This window comes from Pantoea sp. X-Soil-TKNS-1279 (assembly GCF_059730565.1).
The window spans coordinates 25,956-46,719 of the sequence record NZ_AP035951.1; the positions used below are offsets into that span (position 1 = coordinate 25,956).

Consider the following 20,764-nt stretch of genomic DNA (forward strand, 5'->3'; position numbering starts at 1 on the left):
TATTTCTCCTGTTAAATCAATGTGTATGAGGATGTGGAATATCGACTGTCTGCGGTTTATTCGCCTGGGCAGACAGAATCAAAACAATCAGGGCCGACAGGGCGAGCAAGCCCGCAACGAAGTAAAGCCCCCAGGTGTAGCTGCCGGTTTGTTGGCGGATCACGCCGATCATCATCGGACCAACGAATCCACCCAGGTTGCCAATCGAGTTGATGGTGGCGATACCGGCGGCAGCGGCCGGGCCACTGAGAAACAGCGTTGGCATGCTCCACAGCGGGGGCTTAGAGGCGCTGATGCCGACCGTCACTAAGGTCAGTGCGAGAATCACCGTCAGCAGGGTGCTGACATTACCGGCGTAAATCAGCCCGGCCGCCGCGAGCAGGCAGGCACCAATCACATGCCAACTGCGTTCGTTTTTGCGGTCGGAATGGCGCGCCCACAGAATCATGGCGATAACGCCAATCACCGCCGGGAAGGCATTCAGGAAACCAATTTCCAGCGATGTTGCACCGAAGCTATGGATGATTTGCGGCGACCAGATCCCAAGTGTGTAGAGGCCAGCCGAGGTGCCGAAATAAACCAGCGCCAGCGCTAACACACGCTTATCAGCCAGCCCGCGCCAGGCGCTGGTGTGACTCTGTTTTGCTGCACGCGCCAGTTCTTCGGCCTGCATGGTATTTTGCAGCCACTCACGCTCTTCATCGGTCAACCATTTGGCTTTCGCCGGGCGGTCGGTCAGGAAGAACAGCACCACGATGCCAAACACCACGGCTGGAATGGCTTCCAGCACAAACATCCACTGCCAACCGGCGAAGCCCATCAGGCCGTGCATCTCGAGCAATGCGGCAGAAATCGGTGATCCCAGCGCGGTGGAGAGGGGGGCCGCCGCCATAAAGATCGCCGTGACCTGGGCGCGTTTCGCCGCCGGGAACCAGAAACTGAGATACAGAATGATGCCGGGGAAGAAACCTGCTTCCGCGACACCGAGCAGGAAGCGCAGCACGTAGAAGCTGGTGGTGCCCTGGACAAATGCCATGCAGCCAGACACCAGACCCCAGGTGATCATCACGCGGGCGATCCAGATGCGGGCGCCCACCTTGTGCAGTATTAAGTTTGATGGGACTTCGAAGAGAAAATAGCCGAGGAAAAAGATCCCAGCACCCAGCCCAAATACGGTGGGGGAGAAACCTAAATCCTGATTCATGGTTAATGCGGCAAAACCAATGTTTACGCGATCGAGAAATGCGATGAAGTAGAGCAGCATGATGAAAGGGACAATGCGCAACGTCACTTTACGCATCACCCTTTTTTCGAGGTGATTATTCATATTAAAGTGCTCCAGATTGTGTAGGGGTGTGTTATTTTTTTGTAATCAAGTTCAGTATGCAGTTTTGGATTAGCAGATCATTAATGTACGATTATATAAATTATTTGAATAATGCTTTGGCGAGGAAAATGTGGATATAAATCAATTGCGTTGTTTTGTCGCCGTGGGCAAAGAGTTACATTTCGGTCGCGCAGCCCAAAGAATGGAAATGATGCCTGCGTCACTTTCTCGCTTCATTCGATTACTTGAAGAGGATCTGGGCGTCCGACTTTTAAATCGTTCAACACGTAATGTTTCGCTCACCGCGGAGGGCGCGATTTTTTTTGACGAAGCTAACAAACTTATCGATCAATTTGATGCGCTGGCACTACGATTTAAAGGTGGGTTAAAAGATGAGCGTCGCACCTTAAGGATTGGTGCGATTGACAGTGCGGCACGCGGATTAGTCCCGGCGTTACTCAATCGCTTTGTTCCGACGCACCCCAATACGGATATTCATATTATTGAAGATAAAACCATCAACCTGCTGCCGAAATTAAAATCAGGCTGGCTGGATATGATTTTTTTTCGCGCGCCACAAATCATTGATGCATCCATTTCCGTACGTTTTATTACGCGCGAAAGTTGTGTCCTGGCAGTACCGGCGAGCCACCCGCTGGCTGAACGTAACGAAGTTTCATTAGATGATTTTAAACATGAAGCGATGATTATCCCGGAAAGACGTACTCGCCCACATAGCCATGACCTGACCATGAGCATCTACAAACTGGCGGGACTCACGCCGGTGATTGCGCAATTTGCTGAAGAAAAACAGACCATTTTAAGCTTGGTGGCAGCCGGTCTTGGCCTGGCGGTTGTGCCAGCGTCCTATCGCAACATGAACAGCGAAAATGTCGCCTATATCGACCTGCAATTAGATGAACATATTAAAGGTTTGCCGTTGAGTATTGCCTGGCAGAAAGGCAACGAAGATGAATATTTAAGGGATATGTTGAAGTTATTAACCGATCATAAGAGCGAACTTACCGGAAAGTTGTGATGTTTTGCGAGTGCAGGCGGGGTGTTACTCGTCTGCAAAATTATTGAAGTAATGAGAATCACTGTTATTCAATCCTGTTTGCATCCCCCTCCCGCCTGGCAACAATTTGAATTCGATCACATTTCTGTATATTGGTTTCTCGGTCAATTGTTTCTTAATCGTGTAATTAAGTTTGTCTCGCTGTAAAAATAAATCATTATCAGATGAATTAAGTGATCCAGGTCAATCAAAAGGGCCTGGTGGATTTTTTTTGCGGATTGTGTGAATTATTTATATAACCAGGGCGCAATGATTGCCTGAGTTTAATTCATTATAGTTTTCCCAGTGCAATGTAAACATCAGTCCAAAACGTACCCCTGATAATACTTAAAAGGCTGGAAAATATGAATAATGATATTGAACACCTCACGTTACGAAAAATAACGTGGCGCATCGTCCCTTTTGTTATGTTTGCCTATTTTATTGCTTTTTTTGATCGAATAAATATTGGCTTTGCGGCATTAACCATGAATCAGGATTTAGGATTTTCCTCATCAGTTTTTGGTCTTGGCGCTGGGCTTTTTTTTGTGGGTTATTTTATTACCGATGTCCCATCAAATGTTATTTTGCAAAAAGTTGGACCACGTATCTGGCTGGCGCGCATTATGATCAGCTGGGGCGTGATTGCTGCCTGCATGATGTTTGTCAAAAGCGCCAGCGGATTCTATCTGTTGCGTTTTCTGCTGGGGGTGGCGGAAGCGGGCTTCTTCTCCGGCATCATTCTCTATCTCAGCACCTGGTTTCCAATTAAACGCCGCGCGCAAGTGATTGCCTTTTTTATGGCGGCAGCGCCTATCTCGGCGATGTTAGGTTCACCGTTAGCCGCCACCATTCTCAGCATGCACGGCGCCCTGGGTCTGAAAGGTTGGCAGTTGATGTTTCTGCTGGACGCCATTGCCGCTGTCATCCTCGGTATTTTTACCTTCTTCTATCTGAATGATCGTCCGGAAAAAAACAGCTGGCTGAATAAGAGCGAGACGGCATGGTTAATTAGCACCCTTGAGCAGGAAGGCAAGAATAAAGCACCGGGTGAAAAAACCAGCCTGTGGAAAGGACTCTCTGATATCCGCGTATTGACGCTGGCTATCGTCTATTTTGGCACCTCAGCCGGGCTGTATTCTCTGAATATCTGGTCGCCGCAGTTCCTGAAATCTTTTGGCCTGACCACCCTGCAAACCGGAAGCGGTGAACAATTCCCTTGCCTGACTTAATGCTGGAGAACCCTTGTGAGCACATTAACTGCTGTTGAAAACCTGACGGATATAATGACCCGATTTACGGGCTACGTCGGTAAACGTCTGCCAACGGACGTGATGAAAAAACTGGAAGCGCTGCGCGAGCAGGAAACTGCCCCATTAGCCTGCGCTGTTTATGACTCGATGTTTGAAAACCAGAAACGCGCCGATGAACTGGATCGCCCCTCCTGCCAGGACACCGGCGTGATCCAGTACTTCATTACGGCGGGTGCACGTTTCCCTTACCTCGGCGAACTTGAAGACGCGCTGCGCAATGCCACGCTGGAAGCCACACGCAAGGCGCCTTTACGCCATAACGCGGTGGAAACTTTTGTCGAGAAGAACACCGGCACCAATACCGGCTCGCGTGTGCCCTGGCTGGACTGGGAGATCATTCCCGATGACGACGGTTGCACCATTGAAGTGTATATGGCCGGTGGTGGCTGCTCGTTACCTGGCGCGGCTAAGGTGCTGATGCCAGGTCAGGGCTACGAAGGCGTTAACCAGTTTGTGTTCGATGTGATCACCTCCTATGGCGTCAACGCCTGCCCACCGTTACTGGTGGGGGTCGGGGTATCTACCTCGGTTGAGACGGCGGCACGGTTGTCGAAAAAAGCCATCCTGCGCCCGGTCGATTCACGCCATCCCAATGCGGATGCGGCGAAAATGGAGGAACTCCTCGAATCGGGCCTCAATCAGGTGGGACTGGGGCCGCAGGGCTTGGGCGGCAATGCTTCGGTGATGGGCGTCAATATTGAATCGTCGGCGCGCCATCCCTCCACCATCGGGGTGGCGGTGTCTACCGGCTGCTGGGCGCACCGCCGTGGAGCTATCCGTTTCTCTGCTGATTTGTTGTATGAAATTTTGTCTCACAAGGGGGCGGTACTGTGAAAAAAATCCTGACAACACCGATTAAAGATGAAGACTTGCTGGCGCTGAAACCGGGTGAAGTGGTTTATCTGACCGGAACCCTGGTGACGTGCCGTGACGTGGCGCACCGCCGCCTGATTGAATTGGGGCGTGAGCTCCCGGTGGATCTGCGTGGTCTGGCTATTTTCCATGCTGGCCCAATCGTCGTCGAGCAGGGGGATAACCAGTTCCAAATGATTTCGATTGGACCGACGACCAGCATGCGCATGGAGAAATTCGAAAAAGAGTTTATCGAACGAACCGGGGTGAAGCTGATTGTTGGCAAAGGCGGCATGGGGCCAAATACCGAAGAAGGTTGCCGTCAGCATAAAGCGGTACACGCCATCTTTCCCGGTGGTTGCGCGGTATTAGCCGCAACCTGCGTAGAAGAAATTGAGGATGCCCAGTGGCGGGATTTAGGAATGCCGGAGACATTATGGGTATGCCGGGTTAAAGAGTTTGGCCCGTTAATCATCTCTATCGATACCGAAGGTAACAACCTGATTGAAGGGAATAAGCAGGTTTATAATCAGCGCAAGCTACCGGTGATTGAAGAGATTAACCAACAGGTCAAATTCATTAAATAGCCTGATGGCTGAGGGTTTATATGAAACTACTGAGTTTTATTCATCCCAACACCGGAAAACGAACGTGGGGATATCATCAAAATGATCAAGTGGTTGATTTAGGCGGTCATTACCCGGATTTAAAGTCTGCGCTAATGAGTGATTTTTTAAGCGATATTCTCCCTGTGGGTGAACAATTTCCGACGTTCTCACTGGACGAAATCACCTTTCTGCCCGTGATCGACAATCCGGATAAAATATTCTGCGTGGGGATGAACTATCAGGATAAACGTATCGAGTTTGAACAAACCATTGATGCGCCGACGTTGTTTGTCCGTTTCCCTGATTCGCTAACGGCACACAGCGCAGAGCTGTGCAAACCGGAAAGCAGTAATGAATTTGATTATGAAGGTGAGCTGGCGGTGATTATTGGCAAGCACGCCAGTAACGTAAGCTGCGATAACGCGCTGCAATATGTGGCAGGTTATAGCTGTTTTATGGATGGTTCTGTGCGGGATATGCAGTACACCTGGTTTACGTCAGGTAAAAACTGGCAGAGAACCGGCGCATTTGGCCCCTGGATGGTCACCCGCGATGAGATTGAAAATCCGCAGACGCTATCCATCAACACCTGGTTGAACGGGCAACGGGTACAGCATGATTCCACGCAAAATATGGTGCGTTCGGTTGCGGAGCTGATTGCTTATATTTCCCGCTTCAGCCCGCTCAACCCAGGGGATGTGATTATTACCGGGTCACCCGGCGGTGTGGGTAAAAAAAGAACCCCACCGTTATTTATGCAGGAGGGTGACACTATCGAAGTTGAAATCAGCGGGATCGGGCGTTTATCTAATCGCGTGGCGGGTTTGAGAGTGATTGAGTCACTTCATTCGTAGTCATCGTTAACCCGGTATTACTATCAGTATCATGACGAACTCACGTTAACTCTAAAGGGCGTGAGTTCGTCGTTATTGGCCGAATAGAGCACCGGATGATGGCTGAACTTACACGCGACTACGACCAAAATGGAAAATTTAATCCGATTCCCGAATGATCAGCATCGCTTTTTGTAAGTGGTGAAATTCTGACTCACTTCGCTGATACAGATGGCGGCTAAAAAACATCCCCAACTGTTTACCATTCTCTTTAGGAAAGGGATCCATCGTGGTGAGGGGCGGGCTGGCATAAGCCGCCCCCGGCGTATTACCGTAACCAATCAGGGAGATGTCTTTTCCCGGCTGTAAACCCATGAGACGACAGGCAGCCATCGCCCCAATCGCAATATCATCCGTGGCACAGACAATTGCCGTGGGCCGTGGCTGAACTTTCAACAAGCGGCTGGCTAGCACATACCCGTCCATTTCGGTCAGTCCTCCCATCATCTGCCATTCGTTACGATAGATAAGCTGATGATCCTGCAAACATTGCCGGTATCCTTCATGCCGCAACCGGGCATAATTGAACTCAGTGGAGGTATTTATAAAGGCAATGTGCTTATGGCCGCGGGCAATCTGTCGGCCAGTGGCCTGATAAAAGGCATCGAAGTGATCGACATCGACCCATGCATAGGGTTGCTGTGACTGTGTCCGGCCAAACGTGATAAATGACAGGTTGTTATTTTGTGCATACTCGACGCGCGGATCATTAACGCGGGTTCTCAGGATCAGAATGGCATCAACCAAATTCTGCTGCACCATATCCTGATAGCTGCGGACATCCTCATCACTTTCGTTGCTATATTGGTTGGTGATCAGCAGCTTCAGCCCGGCAGCCTGGAGTTCAAACACCAGTGCGCCGAGCATTGAAGAATAGAAAGGCTCCACCAACATGCCATTCACCAGCGGAGGGGGGAGAACCACGCCAATCATGTTTGTTCGTCCGCCCTTGAGTCTTCTTGCTACGGGATTCGGTATATAGCCCAGTTCAATCGCCCGTTGCATGACGCGCTGTCGCGTATCATAAGCCACATCGCTGTAGCCGTTGAGTGCCCGTGACACTGTTGATTTGGATAATTTAAGGTCTCTGGCAAGTTCAGAAAGCGACATGTCTTTTCCTGGTATTGATAACTGGGCTGTTATGCCTTATGCGGTGTGTTCCAAAGCCTGAATCAGGTCATTCAGGATATCTTCAATATCTTCTATTCCAACAGACAGACGGATCATTTCCGGTGAAACACCCGCAGCGAGCAACTCGGCGTCGTTCAGTTGCCGGTGGGTTGTCGATGCCGGATGACAGGCGAGTGAACGTGCATCACCAATGTTTACCAGGCGCTTAAACAGTTTGAGTGCATCATAAAATGCCTCACCTGCGTCAAATCCTCCTTTTAACCCAAAGGACAATATGCCTGACGGGCGGCCCTGCATATACTTAATCGCGAGTTCGTGATGGCGATGACCGGGTAATCCCGCATAATTGATCCATGAAACGGCAGGATGGTTTTGAAGAAATTCAGCGACCTTGAGGGTGTTTTCTACATGCGCCTTCATACGTAAAGTCAGCGTCTCCAGGCCCTGGAGGATAAGAAATGCATTCATTGGAGATAACGCCGCGCCTGTATTTCTGAGGGGAACCGTGCGCGCTCTGGCGATAAAGGCTGCATCACCAAAAGTTGCTGTGTAAACAACACCATGATAAGCAGGTTCAGGTGAGGTGAGGCAAGCGAATTTTTCCGGATGCAAATGCCAGGGAAATTTTCCCGCATCGACGATGACGCCACCCAGAGAGTTACCATGTCCTCCAACATATTTGGTCAATGAGTGGACCACGATGTCTGCACCATGCTGGATAGGCTTGCATAAAACGGGTGAGGCGACGGTGTTATCCACCATCAATGGGATGTGGTGCCGATGCGCAACCTCTGCCAGAGCGGCAATGTCGATGATGTTACCCGCTGGATTACCAATACTTTCACAGAAAACGATTTTAGTATTTTGGCCGATCGCTTTTTCAATTGCCTCGGGTGTGTCATTTTCGGCAAAAGTCACCTTTATCCCCAGCCCCGGTAACATATGGGCTAAAAGCGTATAGGTACCGCCGTACAATTGCGGTGTTGCAACGATGTTGTCCCCTGAGCGAGCGAGCGCCAATATTGCAGCGGTAATAGCGGCACTCCCCGAAGATAATACCAAAGCGGCAATCCCTCCCTCGAGGGCTGCCATTCGTTTCTCCAGCACATCATTTGTCGGGTTCATTATGCGGCTGTAAATGTTACCCGGTACTTCCAGATTAAACAGATCGGCGGCATGCTGTGCACTGTCAATTCATAAGCCACGTTTTGATAAATAGGAACCGCGACACTTTTTGTGACGGGGTCGCACTGAAATCCGGCATGAATGGCAAGCGTAGCATCTTTCATTATTCTCTCCTTAAAATGTGTAATGAATGGCGTAGCGGAATAAGTAAATTGTGCATTAGATGTAATGCATCTCTGGAATGACTTCAATCCCTCCTGTTTTACATATCCAGGATAAAAATCATGTTGCGATCCATGCTGGTGCACTAAAATGGTGCTAATGCACGTTATTTGATCGAGTTATTTAGGTAGTACAGGGTAAAAACGCGAACAAAAACGGTTTTGTTAACTGGCATTTTGCTTGCAGCTAACTATAAATATCGACTTATTTTATTTTTAAATAAGCTTATTAATAAATTGTACTGTCATGGTGATTGATAAATGAGAGACCTTAGTGTTAAAGATGTCCTCCCGGCAATGTATGGTGGCTTGCTGCTCTCCGCCGGTGGAAGTGGTGTTAATAACTCGTTAGAGAAACACGATTTGGCTGCTGAAGTGGCACTTGGGCTTAACACCATCCGTCTTGCAAAACTTGATGAAATAGACGATGAAGGGTATGTGTTAATTTCGACATCAGTGGGTGCACCAGGTTTTGCAAAACCTGAATTGGTGTTAAAAGATCATATTAGTGCCGCAGAGTCATTAATTGAAAAACTCGGTAGTAAACCTGTCGGTATCATGTGTGGACATGTACCGGGATTTAATGGCTGGCTTGTCGCCGCAGCATTAGATGTTCCCTATATTGATGCAGCGGCAAATGGTCGTGGTCACCCGACAGTGAAAATGGGTGGGATGGGGTTAGCATCCCGACCGGATATTTCAATTGTGCAGGTTGCTCAGGCAGGATATGCCTCAACAGGATCAAAAATCTCCGTGGTCGCGGAAGGGAATTTGGTTAAAACATCCCAGGTGATGCGACATTGCGCCACAATAAGCGGGGGACTGGTTGCCTCCGCCAGAGGGCCGTATAAACCTGATTTTATTGTAGAAAATGGTGCTTCTGGTGCTATTTCATTTCAAATTGAGCTGGGAGAAGCCATGTTGTCAGCGGAGCCGGGTCTGAACCGTGCCACGGCAGCAGCCTCATTTATGGGAGGCGAAGTGATTATCAGCGGCAGAGTAATAAAAAATGATGTGGTTTATAAAGATGGATTCGACATCGGTTATGTCACGGTCAGTAATGGCAGTGAAACTCTCAGTCTGGGTGTCTATAACGAATTTATGACGGCGGATAAAGAAGGGACTCGCGTGGCGACTTTTCCAGACATGATTGGTTCAGTTGATGCTCGCACGGGTGACCCGATTGCTATTTCAACGATGTCGGAAGGACAGGAAGTCAGCATTATTATTGCGCATCATACTCAGTTTCCGCTTGGCAAAGGTGCTATTGATCCGGTTGTATTTACAGAAATAGAACAGGGACTTGGTGTTGAACTTTATTCTTATATCAAATCGAATTAATAGGGCATTTTATGATCAAGTTGTATGACAGCAAACTTTCAGGCAATGCATGGAAAATTAGATTGATGCTGAACTTCTTACAGATCCCTTATGTAAGGGAAACGCTTAATCTGGCCGAAGGAAAGCATAAAGAAGACGCCTTTAAAAAAATTAACCCCTTTGCTCGTATTCCCGCTGTGGAGCTTGCAGACGGACGCTTCCTGAATGAGTCTAACGCCATACTACTCTATTTTGCCGAGGGTACCTCTTTATTACCTGCCGATCCCGTATTACGGTGCAAAATCAATGCATGGTTGTTCTTCGAACAAGCGGATTTGCTGCGCTTTTTGGCGTACCCACGCTTTTATACAATGATCAATCAACGTGAAAAGCACCAGGATATCATTTCTCACTATATGGAATTAGGTAAACCCGCCCTTACCCATGTAGATAAGTGTCTCGAAAAGAATACCTGGATTGCGGGTGAAAGCCTGAGTGTGGCCGATTTTAGCCTCTATCCTTATATTTCGATGGCTGAAGAAGGTGGATATGTATTAAATGAGTGGCCATCGATCCAACGCTGGTTGAAAGATTTTAAAGATATCCCTGGTTACGAAAATATTGTGAACGCCTGATGCTTATTCTGCGTCATTACTTTTTCATCAGGTAGTTAATGGGTTAACTTTTTCGATTGTTCAGGATATTAATTATGTCACGTAAGATTACTGCCCAGCGGGGTAGTGAACTCCGGTGTAAAGGATGGCGCCAGGAAGCCATTCTCAGAATGCTGGAAAATAATCTTGAGAATGCTGAGAACCCCGATCAACTGGTGATCTACATGGCCTGGGCGAAAGCAGCACGAGACTGGGTGAGTTTTGACCAGACGGTCGATGCCCTTAAGCGTCTCGAAAGCAACCAGACCCTGGTGATGCAATCGGGTAAGCCTGTGGGGATTTTTCCATCACAAAACACCACGCCAGTCGTGTTAATGGCTAACGGCAATGTGGTTGGCGGATGGGCGGGTGACGATGATTATCGCAAGCTTGAGCGGGCGGGACTCACCGTTATGCCGGGGATGACGGCTGCCGCCTGGCAATATATTGGTAGCCAGGGCATTTTGCAGGGCACCTATGAGACATTCATGTCTGCGGCGCGTGAACATTTCTCGGGCAGTCTGGCGGGGCGGCTGATTGTTACAGGAGGATGTGGCGGCATGAGTGGTGCGCAACCCCTTGCCGGACAGCTCGCCGGTGCGGCCACCCTGGTGGTTGAAGTTGACGAAAACAAAATCCAGCGTCGGCTGGACAGCGGTTATTGCCAGGTCCTGACATATGAGCTGGATGAAGCGCTTGCCCTGTGCGCCAATGCTCAACGTGCAGGAAAAGGCATCTCAGTAGGGCTGGTTGGAAATATTGCTGAAGTTTTAACGGTGCTGGTTGAACGCGGTCTGACACCGGATATCGTCACCGATCAGACGATTGCTGAACCGGTAAACGGCTATTTCCCGCTTGGCGTGACAAAAGAAGACGTCGTGAGCTTACGCCAATCGGATCCTGAAAAACTGAAGGCCTTGTCCTACGCAACCATCAGGCAGCATGTTTCAGCGATGCTGACGTTGCAGAAACGTGGAGCCATCGTTTTTGAGTATGGGAATAATCTCCGAAAATATGCGAGTGAAGCCGGCGTCAGTGCGGCCTTTGAAATTCGTTCGTTTATTGAAATGTTTATCCGTCCACTTTTCTGTCAGGGGATTGGCCCCTTCCGTTGGATTGCAGTAAGTGGCGATCCTCAGGACATTTATAAAATTGATGATCTGGTGCTGGAATTGTTTCCGGGCAACCAGCGGATTGTCGACTGGATAAAAACCGCCAGAGATAACGTTCAGTTCACCGGCCTGCCAGCGCGTATCGGCTGGATGGGATATGGCGAACGCAAGAAACTGGCGCTGGCCGTCAATCAGCTTGTGGCGGAGGGTAAGATTGGACCGATTGCCTTCACGCGTGACCATCTTGATTCTGGATCTGCCACCTTGCCGCACCGTGAAACTGAAAATATGTCTGACGGTTCGGATGCGATTGCCGACTGGCCAATCCTGAATGCCTTACTGAACTGTGGGTCAGGTGCCGATCTGGTGGCCGTTCACTCTTTAGGTAACTGGGGGGTCTCGGCTGGAGTGACCACGGTGGCGACCGGGGATCAGGATGCGGCGGAGCGGTTATCGCGGGTGATGGATAATGATACCGGCATCGGTATTCTGCGCCACGCCAGTGCCGGGTATGAAACTGCGGTAAACCTTGCACGCGAGTCTGGTCTGGGTATCTCTGCGCAGTTTAAGGATTAACGGTCATGTCACTCTCGCCAGAACGTAAAATCCTGACTTCAACCCACTGGGGTATTTACGAGCTTCATATTGAGAATTCGACCCTCGTTGCGGTTAAACCGTGGACGGAAGACCCGGAACCTTCACCAATTGGTCAATCACTGCCGGGGGCGATCGACGGGCCGGTGCGTATCGCCTGCCCTTTGATTCGTAAAGGGTGGCTGGATAAGACATCCAGAGAAGCTACCCCGCGCGGCAGAGATGCGTTTATTGAGGTTTCCTGGGATGAGGCGCTGGGGATTGTGGCAGCCGAACTGGATCGGGTACGGCAACAATATGGGAATCAGGCTATTTATGCGGGTTCCTATGGCTGGGCAAGCGCAGGGCGTTTTCACCATGCGCAAAGCCAGATTCATCGCTTTCTGAATCTGATCGGCGGGTACACGAGTTCAGAGAACACCTATTCGTCAGCGGCGGGTGAAGTGGTGCTGCCGTATATCATTGGCAACCAATATGGTCTGGTCAGCCACTACACCACCTGGGAACAAATCGCCAGTCACGGTGAGCTGGTGCTGGCGTTTGGCGGTCTACCAGGGCGTAACAGTCAGATTCAGGGGGGCGGCGTTGGCAGACATCTGCACAATGCATCCCTGCAACGTGCTGTGGAGCAGGGCGTGCGTTTTATTAATCTTTCCCCCTGTCGCGATGATATGCCTGAGAACATCCCTTCTGAGTGGTTACCGCTGCGACCCACCACGGATAGCGCATTACTCCTGGCATTGTGCTACGAGCTGATTCAGCAGCAACGTTACGATAAGGCGTTTATCGAGCGATGCACCGTCGGATTTGAGCAGATTTCAGCTTATTTGCGGGGTGATAACGATGGCATTGTGAAAGACGCTGCATGGGCGGCGGCTATCTGCCAGATCCCGGAAGCCAAAATTAGAGAACTGACCGATCTGATCGCCTCGCACCGTACGATGGTCATGGTTAATTGGGCGATTCAGCGAGCAGAGTTCGGCGAGCAACCTTACTGGGCGGCTGTCACCCTGGCAGCGCTATCCGGTGATATTGGGCGGCCAGGGGGGGGATTTGGCTTTGGTTATGCCTGTCTGAATGGCGTCGGACAAAATGAGCTGGGTTATCGTTGGCCCAGTCTGCCTCAGGGTAAAAATCCGGTTGCTGAAAGCATCCCGGTTGCGCGTCTGGCAGACATGCTTCTGGCTCCGGGTGATGAGTATGATTTCAACGGCATGACCCGGCGTTATCCGGACATCCGACTGGTGTACTGGGCCGGTGGCAATCCTTTTCACCACCATCAGGATCTCAATCGACTGGTTAAGGCGTGGCAACAGCCGGAAACCATCATTGTTCAGGAGCCGTTCTGGAACGCGACCGCGCGGCATGGCGATATCATCCTGCCCGTCACGACGTCATTTGAACGCAATGACATCGCACTGGTAAATCGTGATAACACGATTGTTGCCATGAAAAAAGCGCTCCCTGCATTCAGGGAAGCGCGTGATGATTATCATATTTTTCAATCTATTGCGCAGCAGCTCGGCATAGAAGAAAACTTTACCCAAGGCCGAACCGCTGAAGAATGGGTAGAGGATCTTTATGAACAATCCCGCAAAAGAAACCCCCTCCTGCCGCCGTTTGACCAGTTCTGGCGCGAAGATGTGGTGACCTTTGACCAACCTGAGAGCCATTACAATCTTCTGGAGGATTTCAGTGCGGACCCTGAGCATTTCCCGCTGTCGACAGAATCAGGACGTATTGAACTCTATTCACAAAGGGTTGCCGGTTATGGCTATGAGAACTGTCCTGGGCATGCGATCTGGCTTGAACCTGAGGAGTGGCTGGGGTCACCCCTGGCGCGAACATTCCCAATTCATCTGCTGTCGCCGCAACCAGCGGATAAATTGCACAGTCAATATGACCACGGCAAGGTCAGTCGGTCAGGTAAAATCAGCGGGCGAAACCGGTTGTTGATGCATCCCATTGATGCACAGAACAGAGGGATCGTTGAAGGGGATGTTGTTCGGATTTTTAACAACCGTGGACAGTGTCTGGCTGGTGTAAAGGTCAGTGATGCCATAATGCCGGGGGTCGCTCAACTCCCGACAGGTGCCTGGTTTGATCCATTATATCAGGATGGGAAGTGTCTGGATAAACATGGTAATCCTAATGTGCTGACGCAGGACAAGGGAAGTTCCCGACTCTCACAGGGGCCGAGTTGCAATTCGTTGTTGGTTGAAATTGAACGCTATCTTTCCGAGTTGCCAGAAATAACCGCATTTACACCACCGAAAATATTAAGGCGATATCAGGATGTCAATGAATAAATATTTATGTGAATTCTCCCGCCTGTTTATGAAGGGTCCGCTCAAGCGGGTTATTGAAACCTGATGTTGCCAGATTACTTATAATATTCCACTGCAATATCTTGTTAAAGATGCGGGGAGTGACGGTTATTTAATTTACTACAGGTAAGATGAATATGTCTTTGAATGAGTTTGTATGCGAAAAAATTATTTTAGGTAAAGTGGTTCTTTCCGATAAAATTATTGAAGAAGGCTTTGTGGCGATCAGTAAAGGCCTGGTTGTTGCCGTGGGAGAATCAAGTCAATCATTACCCAAAACCACTGATCTCATTGACTATCGTGGCAGTTACATTTTTCCGGGTGCTATTGATGCTCAGGTGCATAGCCGCAGTCAGAAAGGCAATGAGGATTTTATCTGGTCAACAAAGGCGGCTGCCGCAGGCGGAGTAACCACAATTGTTGATATGCCTTATGATGCAGGACGCCTCATCTGCAATGAAGATCTGTTCAACCTTAAAAGACAAGAAGCTGAAGAACAGGTAAGAGTTGATTTTGCGTTGTATGGCACTGTGCATCCTGAAGAAGGGAAACAACATCTGCAGGCGATGGCTGAGGCAGGTGCGATTGGATTCAAGTTCTCAAGTTTTGGAACTGATGCCCAGCGTTTTCCACGTATTGCTCCGCATATGTTATATGAATGTTTTAGTGAAATATCTAAACTTGGCTTGATTGCTGGCGTGCATAATGAGAACGATGAATCCGTAAAATACCTTATTGAAAAATTAAAACAGGAAAATATCACCGATTACCGGGCGCATAATCTTTCACGACCGCGTTACACTGAAAATATTGCCAGTGCGGAAGTGTATGAATTAGGCGCAGAAACGGGATGTCGTGCGCATATTGTCCATTGTTCTAATGGTCGTGGTATTGAATTATGCAAAAGCTACCGCGATCTGGGTTATGACGTGACGGTTGAAACCTGCCTGCATTATTTAATCTTGAGTGAAGAAGAGGATGTGGCCCGGCTGGTGGGGAAAGCAAAAATTAATCCCCCGGTGCGGCAAAAGGCAGAACGTGAAGCGCTGTGGCAGCATCTCGAAAAAGGGAATATTACGGTCCTTTCGACCGACCACGTAAGTTGGTCACTGGAGCGTAAAAACTCTGCGAATATGTTCGAGAATGCTTCCGGTGCGTCGGGGCTGGAATTACTGGTTACCCTGGCACTGACCGGTGCTGAACAGCGCAATATCGCTTTTCATCATCTGGCCAAAGTCCTCAGCTACAATGCCGCCCGGCTGTTCCGGTTGGATAATTGTAAAGGTGCGCTGGAATCTGGCAAAGATGCCGATCTGATCATCATTAAACGCGATCCCTATATCTACTCAGCCGCTGAAAGTGGCAACAACTTCTCTCCGTGGTCACCCTATGACGGGCGCGAAATCTATTATCGCGTTGAACGCACCATGCTGAGAGGTGAATGGATTTATGCCGACAATGTCGTGACGGCTGAGCCGGGGAATGGCCAGTTCGTTTCTCCACATTGTCGCCGTGAGGTGGCGGAAAAATGCTGATCAATGATTCTCGTATGTGGCAGTGGCTGCTGACGCTGAGCCAGTATACCGATCCTGCACAACCCTACACCCGGCGTTCATTCAGCGAGCGCTTCCTGGCGGGCAGAAGTTGGTTAACGCAGCAAATGGAAATGTTGGGTCTGGATACGCACATTGATAGCGCAGGTAATCTGATTGGCCGCATCAACGGCACTGATCCTGATGCCGGAACCCTGGTGATGGGTTCTCACAGCGATACGGTTCCGGGTGGCGGCCGCTTTGATGGTATTGCTGGGGTCATTGCCGGTCTGGAATGCATTGCCGCGATGAATGACGCCAATTATCGTCCTCGCCATAGTATAGAGATCATTGATTATCTGGCTGAAGAACCCAGTGAATGGGGCATTTCCTGCGTTGGTAGCCGAGGGATCAGTGGCTTTCTGCATGAGGCCCTGTTGGAAACGCCTCATCCTGAAACCGGTGAGTCGTTACGAGATGCAATCCGCAGAGTGGGCGGAAATCCTGACCAACTCAGCATCAGAAAGGACATCAAAGCCAGCTTCGAGTTGCATATTGAGCAGGGACAGATCCTGGAACAACATCATGAAGATATTGGGATTGTCAGTGGTATCGTCGGGATTCTACGCCTGTCGCTTACGCTGGCGGGCCAGGCTGCACACGCAGGGACTACGCCAATGCATATGCGTCATGACGCCCTGGTTGCCGCGGCCAATACGATTCAACGGGCAGATAACCTTGCCCGAGCGATTTCAGCCGCAGGCGAGCATCATCTCACCGTTACCTGCGGGCAAATATTCTCCTCTCCCAACGCCAGTAATGTCGTGCCCGGCGAAGTGCGGCTGGTGTTCGATATTCGTTCTGACAGCCATCAGGTCATGGAAGATTTTGCCAATGCGCTCAGCAACATGGCCGGGCAGGTCACGCAGGAGTTTGGCGTTTCATTACAGGATTTCGTCATCCTTACGGATACACAACCCACCCTCTGTGACGCTCAGTTGATGTCGCTGATTCAGCAGTCATCTCAGCAACGGGGATGGTTGTCCCGCATTATGCCCAGTGGTGCAGGGCATGACAGCGCCTTCCTGGCGACGCTCGCACCCGCAGCAATGCTTTTTGTCCCCAGTTTACTGGGGAAAAGCCACTGCCCGGAGGAATGGACATCGCAGGAGCAACTGGCTCGTGGCATCAGTGTGCTGCTGGATTCTGCCATCGCATTTGACAGGCAGGGATTCGAGCCATCGGTACGCAACGTTTCCTGAATATCAGACGGTGCCCCTCGTCAGCATGAGATGAGGGGCTGCTCAAAAAATAAGACAGTGGGCTAATCATGATTTCGTTCGAGAACGTCACAAAACATTATGAAGATGGAACCCTTGTTGTGGACCGGCTCTCATTCACGGCACCAAAGGGGAAGTTGACTATTCTTGTCGGTCCCTCGGGATGCGGAAAGACGACAACATTGCGCATGATCAATCGTTTGATTGAGCATTCATCGGGGAAAATTTTACTTAATGATCAGTCGATTGACGAATTGGATGTCGTCAAATTAAGAAGAAAGATTGGTTACGTCATTCAAAATGCCGGACTTTTCCCGCATAAAAACATCGTTGATAACATTGCAGTGACCGCCATGCTTAATGGTGCAACGCGCCACGCCGCGCGTAAAACGGCCATGGAATTGCTGGAACGTGTGGGCCTGTCTGCATCGCTGGCCAATCGATATCCCTGGCAACTTTCCGGTGGGCAGCAGCAACGGGTCGGTGTTGCCCGCGCGCTGGCGTCCGATCCTGAGTTTATGCTGATGGATGAACCCTTTAGCGCAGTTGACCCCGTTGTGCGCGAGCAGCTCCAGGATGAGTTTTTGCGTCTGCAAAGGGAGATTGGCAAAACCATTATCATGGTCACGCATGATATTGATGAAGCGATGAAGTTGGGTGACCAGGTTGCCGTTCTCATGCCGGGGGGACGACTGGCACAGGTTGCCTCACCGGCTGAACTCCTGACCTCACCGAAGAGTCCGTTTGTCGCCGATTTTATCGGCAGGGATCGAGGGTATCGTCGTTTAACCTTTAGCCCATTGCAGCCTCAATTACCCCTGCAAACCGAACCGACCGTTAATCTGGGTGAAAGCGTCACACGGGCCAGAGCGATGGCTCAGGGACGCTGGGTACTGGTCACTGGGCAGAATAAACCACTGGGTTGGTTTGATCTGGAACAGGCCACTGAGTCAACGATTGAACTCAGTGACATCAATCTGGGGAGCACTTTTTCGCCTCTTTCCGGCAACTTGCGTCAGCTGACAGATGCGGTACTCAGTTCACCCTGCCAGCGAGGTGTCATTGTTGATGACGAGCAGCAACTGCTGGGAACGCTGGGGTTTGATGATGTTCTGGACGTTCTGCGCGCCAGCAACAAGGCGGTGGGGCTATGAGATTTGACTGGCTTTTACGGCAAAGTGACCAGATAGCCCAGTTGTTTCTCTGGCATCTTTGGTTATCGGTGTTACCGGTGCTCATCGGCCTGGCACTGGCGCTCCCGGCTGGTGGACTGATTCAGCGGCTACCCCGTCTGAAAGCGGTGCTGCTTAACCTGTTTGGGTTGTTATATACCATTCCTTCCCTCGCATTATTCATTTTACTCCCCGGTATTCTGGGCACGCGCATTCTGGATACGGTTAATGTGATAGTCGCTCTGGTTATTTATGCCTTTGCACTGCTGGTGCGCACGGTATGTGATGGGCTGGATTCCGTATCACCAGACACCCGCCAGGCTGCCATCGCATTGGGATACAAGCCCTTTCACCAGTTTCTCACGATCGACCTGCCTGTCGCGATCCCCGTCATCGCCGCTGGATTTCGGGTCGCGGTGGTCTCGAACGTGAGCATTGTATCGATTGCTGCCCTGGTGGGAACGCCGCAGCTTGGCAGCCTGTTTACACAAGGGTTTCAGCTACAGTTCCTGACGCCGATCATCGCGGGTGTGGTCTTGTGTGTCCTGCTGGCGTTGTTGCTCGACAGCCTGGTGGTATATGGCACGCACAAGCTGGTGGTATGGCAACCGGCAAGGAGAAAATCATGATTACATGGTTTGCGGACAGTTCACACTGGCTGGGAGATGACGGCTTGCTGCTCCTGATTTGGCAGCATCTGCTTTACAGTGCGGTTGCTCTGGTGTGCACATTGCTGGTGGCTTTTCCGATTGGTTGTTATTGCGGGCACACCGGGAAAGGTGAACGCGTGTTGATAGGGTGCGCAAACGCGCTCAGGGCTTTACCGTCCTTTGGTCTGATCATTATTCTGGTGATTATCTTAGGCCCGGTTTTCACCTCGGATTTGGCTTTCATTATACCCAGCCTGATTGTCTTAATCGTACTGGCGTTACCATCAATTATGCTCGGAGTATGGTCTGGTATCACCAGCATCGACCGTACCGTTATTGATGCGGCCAGAGGAATGGGCTATTCCCCGTGGCGTTTACTGTTAACGGTGGAATTACCTTGTGCGTTACCTTTAATTATCTCCGGTATTCGAAGTGCGACGCTACAGATCATCTCTACGGCGACCATTGCTGCTTATGTCTCTTTAGGTGGCTTAGGAAGATTGATTATTGATGGGCGTGCGCAGAGTGATTACCAGCAAATGATCGTAGGTGCATTGTTAGTGGCTGTTTTAGCATTATTAGTTGACTTTATATTTTCATTATTAATCAGGGTAGTGGTTTCGCCCGGTATTTTACGGCGTGAAACATCACAAAAATCTTCCGTTCCATTTATTCTTACACGCAACCGGAGTTAACTTAAATGAAATTGAGTCATTTATTTGCGGCATCTGTGTTATCGCTCGCTTTTTGCCAGGTCACCCATGCAGCAGAAGCGTCAGAAACGATTATTATCGGTTCAGCAGATTTCCCTGAGAGCCAGGTCCTGGCAACTATTTATGCGGATGCACTGGCGGCAAAAAATATTCATGTAGAAAGAAAAATGAATATTGGGAGTCGCGAAGTCTATATGCCCGCGCTGATTGACGGGTCGGTCAATCTTATGCCTGAGTACACCGGTGCCGCGCTGCAATATTTTGATAAAAAATCACAGGCCAAAACGACCGAGCAGGTGGCCGGTGACCTTGTAAAAGCGCTGCCCAAAGGCATCACCATGCTGACACCGTCGCAAGCACAGGACGTGGTGACACTGGCAGTGACCGAAAAAACAGCGGAAAAGTTTAAGCTGAAAGATATTGGTGACCTGAAAACGCACAGTCAAAGTATGACACTGGGCGGCCCGGCTGAATGGAAAACGCGTCCCGAAGGGTTGCCGGGACTGAAATCTGTCTATGGTCTTGAGTTCAAATCCTATAAAACGCTGGATGTTTGTGGCCCACTGACATTATCGGCGCTGGTGAACGGTCAGGTTAATGTTGCCTGTGTATTCTCAACCGATCCCTCTATTAAGACCAGAAATTTAGTTTCTCTTAACGACACGCAGAATTTAAATCCGGTACAGAACGTTGTCCCTCTTATTTCTTCAGCTAAGGTCAATAGCACGGTAACTGACACGTTGAATGCCATCTCACAGGCATTAACGACACAGGATCTGATTGCGATGAATGCGCGTCTCGATAATCATGATGATTACGATGTTATTGCTTCTGACTGGCTCAAAGCACACAAATTAAATTAATGCCGCCGCAGGTGGGGAGCG

General features: G+C 50.0%; 16 protein-coding genes and 2 pseudogenes. 15 read left to right on the plus strand and 3 right to left on the minus strand.

The features are described from left to right. Positions 1-16 precede the first annotated feature (16 nt). Positions 17-1,327, minus strand: a complete 1,311-nt coding sequence (locus AC6I8N_RS24735; protein WP_497831472.1) for an MFS transporter — start codon at positions 1,325-1,327, stop codon at positions 17-19. A 130-nt stretch (positions 1,328-1,457) separates the two neighbouring features. On the opposite strand from AC6I8N_RS24735, the gene AC6I8N_RS24740 reads away from it, so the two are divergent. The 5 genes and pseudogenes from AC6I8N_RS24740 (at position 1,458) to AC6I8N_RS24760 (ending at position 6,011) form a co-directional block, all read left to right on the plus strand. Then, complete coding sequence (locus tag AC6I8N_RS24740) at positions 1,458-2,366, plus strand: LysR family transcriptional regulator (RefSeq protein ID WP_497831473.1); 909 nt, start codon at positions 1,458-1,460, stop codon at positions 2,364-2,366. 383 nt (positions 2,367-2,749) lie between these two features. Continuing rightward, positions 2,750-3,610: pseudogene (locus AC6I8N_RS24745) on the plus strand (MFS transporter); the annotation flags it as partial. Between the two features lie 60 nt (positions 3,611-3,670). Beyond that, positions 3,671-4,531 carry a L(+)-tartrate dehydratase subunit alpha gene (gene ttdA, locus AC6I8N_RS24750; protein WP_497831474.1) on the plus strand — a complete coding sequence of 287 codons (861 nt, stop codon included), beginning with the start codon at positions 3,671-3,673 and terminating at the stop codon, positions 4,529-4,531. After that, a complete protein-coding gene (ttdB, locus tag AC6I8N_RS24755) occupies positions 4,528-5,136 on the plus strand; it encodes a L(+)-tartrate dehydratase subunit beta (RefSeq protein WP_021183864.1) in 609 nt (202 codons plus the stop codon). Before ttdA ends, ttdB begins: the two co-directional genes overlap by 4 nt. Positions 5,137-5,156: 20 nt before the next feature. Beyond that, positions 5,157-6,011 (plus strand): fumarylacetoacetate hydrolase family protein, encoded by an 855-nt coding sequence (locus AC6I8N_RS24760; protein ID WP_021183865.1) that lies wholly within the window; start codon positions 5,157-5,159, stop codon positions 6,009-6,011. Positions 6,012-6,149: 138 nt separating this feature from the next. On the opposite strand, the gene AC6I8N_RS24765 is transcribed toward AC6I8N_RS24760, so the two are convergent. Both AC6I8N_RS24765 and AC6I8N_RS24770 read right to left on the minus strand, forming a co-directional pair. Beyond that, on the minus strand, positions 6,150-7,160 hold the full coding sequence (locus tag AC6I8N_RS24765) for a substrate-binding domain-containing protein (protein WP_497831475.1): 1,011 nt from the start codon (positions 7,158-7,160) through the stop codon (positions 6,150-6,152). Positions 7,161-7,196: 36 nt separating this feature from the next. Further along, a pseudogene (locus tag AC6I8N_RS24770) lies at positions 7,197-8,470 on the minus strand (O-acetylhomoserine aminocarboxypropyltransferase/cysteine synthase family protein). A 318-nt stretch (positions 8,471-8,788) separates the two neighbouring features. Here AC6I8N_RS24770 and AC6I8N_RS24775 point away from each other — a divergent pair. The 10 genes from AC6I8N_RS24775 (at position 8,789) to AC6I8N_RS24820 (ending at position 20,743) form a co-directional block, all read left to right on the plus strand. Further along, positions 8,789-9,868 carry an S-methyl thiohydantoin desulfurase gene (locus AC6I8N_RS24775; RefSeq protein WP_497831476.1) on the plus strand — a complete coding sequence of 360 codons (1,080 nt, stop codon included), beginning with the start codon at positions 8,789-8,791 and terminating at the stop codon, positions 9,866-9,868. A gap of 11 nt (positions 9,869-9,879) precedes the next feature. Then, on the plus strand, positions 9,880-10,482 hold the full coding sequence (locus AC6I8N_RS24780) for a glutathione S-transferase family protein (protein ID WP_497831477.1): 603 nt from the start codon (positions 9,880-9,882) through the stop codon (positions 10,480-10,482). Between the two features lie 74 nt (positions 10,483-10,556). Beyond that, positions 10,557-12,188 (plus strand): S-methyl thiourocanate hydratase, encoded by a 1,632-nt coding sequence (locus AC6I8N_RS24785; protein WP_497831478.1) that lies wholly within the window; start codon positions 10,557-10,559, stop codon positions 12,186-12,188. A 5-nt stretch (positions 12,189-12,193) separates the two neighbouring features. Then, the gene (locus AC6I8N_RS24790; RefSeq protein ID WP_497831479.1) at positions 12,194-14,515 is read left to right on the plus strand and encodes a molybdopterin-dependent oxidoreductase; all 2,322 of its coding nucleotides are present in this window, start codon (positions 12,194-12,196) and stop codon (positions 14,513-14,515) included. A 155-nt stretch (positions 14,516-14,670) separates the two neighbouring features. Next, complete coding sequence (gene ertD, locus AC6I8N_RS24795) at positions 14,671-16,068, plus strand: hydantoin-5-propionate amidohydrolase (protein ID WP_497831480.1); 1,398 nt, start codon at positions 14,671-14,673, stop codon at positions 16,066-16,068. After that, the gene (gene ertE, locus AC6I8N_RS24800; protein ID WP_497831481.1) at positions 16,062-17,327 is read left to right on the plus strand and encodes an N-carbamyl-l-glutamate amidohydrolase ErtE; all 1,266 of its coding nucleotides are present in this window, start codon (positions 16,062-16,064) and stop codon (positions 17,325-17,327) included. Before ertD ends, ertE begins: the two co-directional genes overlap by 7 nt. Positions 17,328-17,395: 68 nt before the next feature. Continuing rightward, positions 17,396-18,499 (plus strand): ABC transporter ATP-binding protein, encoded by a 1,104-nt coding sequence (locus AC6I8N_RS24805; RefSeq protein ID WP_497831482.1) that lies wholly within the window; start codon positions 17,396-17,398, stop codon positions 18,497-18,499. After that, entirely contained in the window at positions 18,496-19,146 is a 651-nt protein-coding gene (locus AC6I8N_RS24810) for an ABC transporter permease (RefSeq protein ID WP_497831483.1), read from the plus strand. Before AC6I8N_RS24805 ends, AC6I8N_RS24810 begins: the two co-directional genes overlap by 4 nt. Further along, positions 19,143-19,862, plus strand: a complete 720-nt coding sequence (locus AC6I8N_RS24815; protein ID WP_497831484.1) for an ABC transporter permease — start codon at positions 19,143-19,145, stop codon at positions 19,860-19,862. The genes AC6I8N_RS24810 and AC6I8N_RS24815 overlap by 4 nt, the downstream gene beginning before the upstream one ends. 5 nt (positions 19,863-19,867) lie before the next feature. Continuing rightward, on the plus strand, positions 19,868-20,743 hold the full coding sequence (locus AC6I8N_RS24820) for an ABC transporter substrate-binding protein (RefSeq protein ID WP_497831485.1): 876 nt from the start codon (positions 19,868-19,870) through the stop codon (positions 20,741-20,743). Positions 20,744-20,764: the final 21 nt, after the last annotated feature.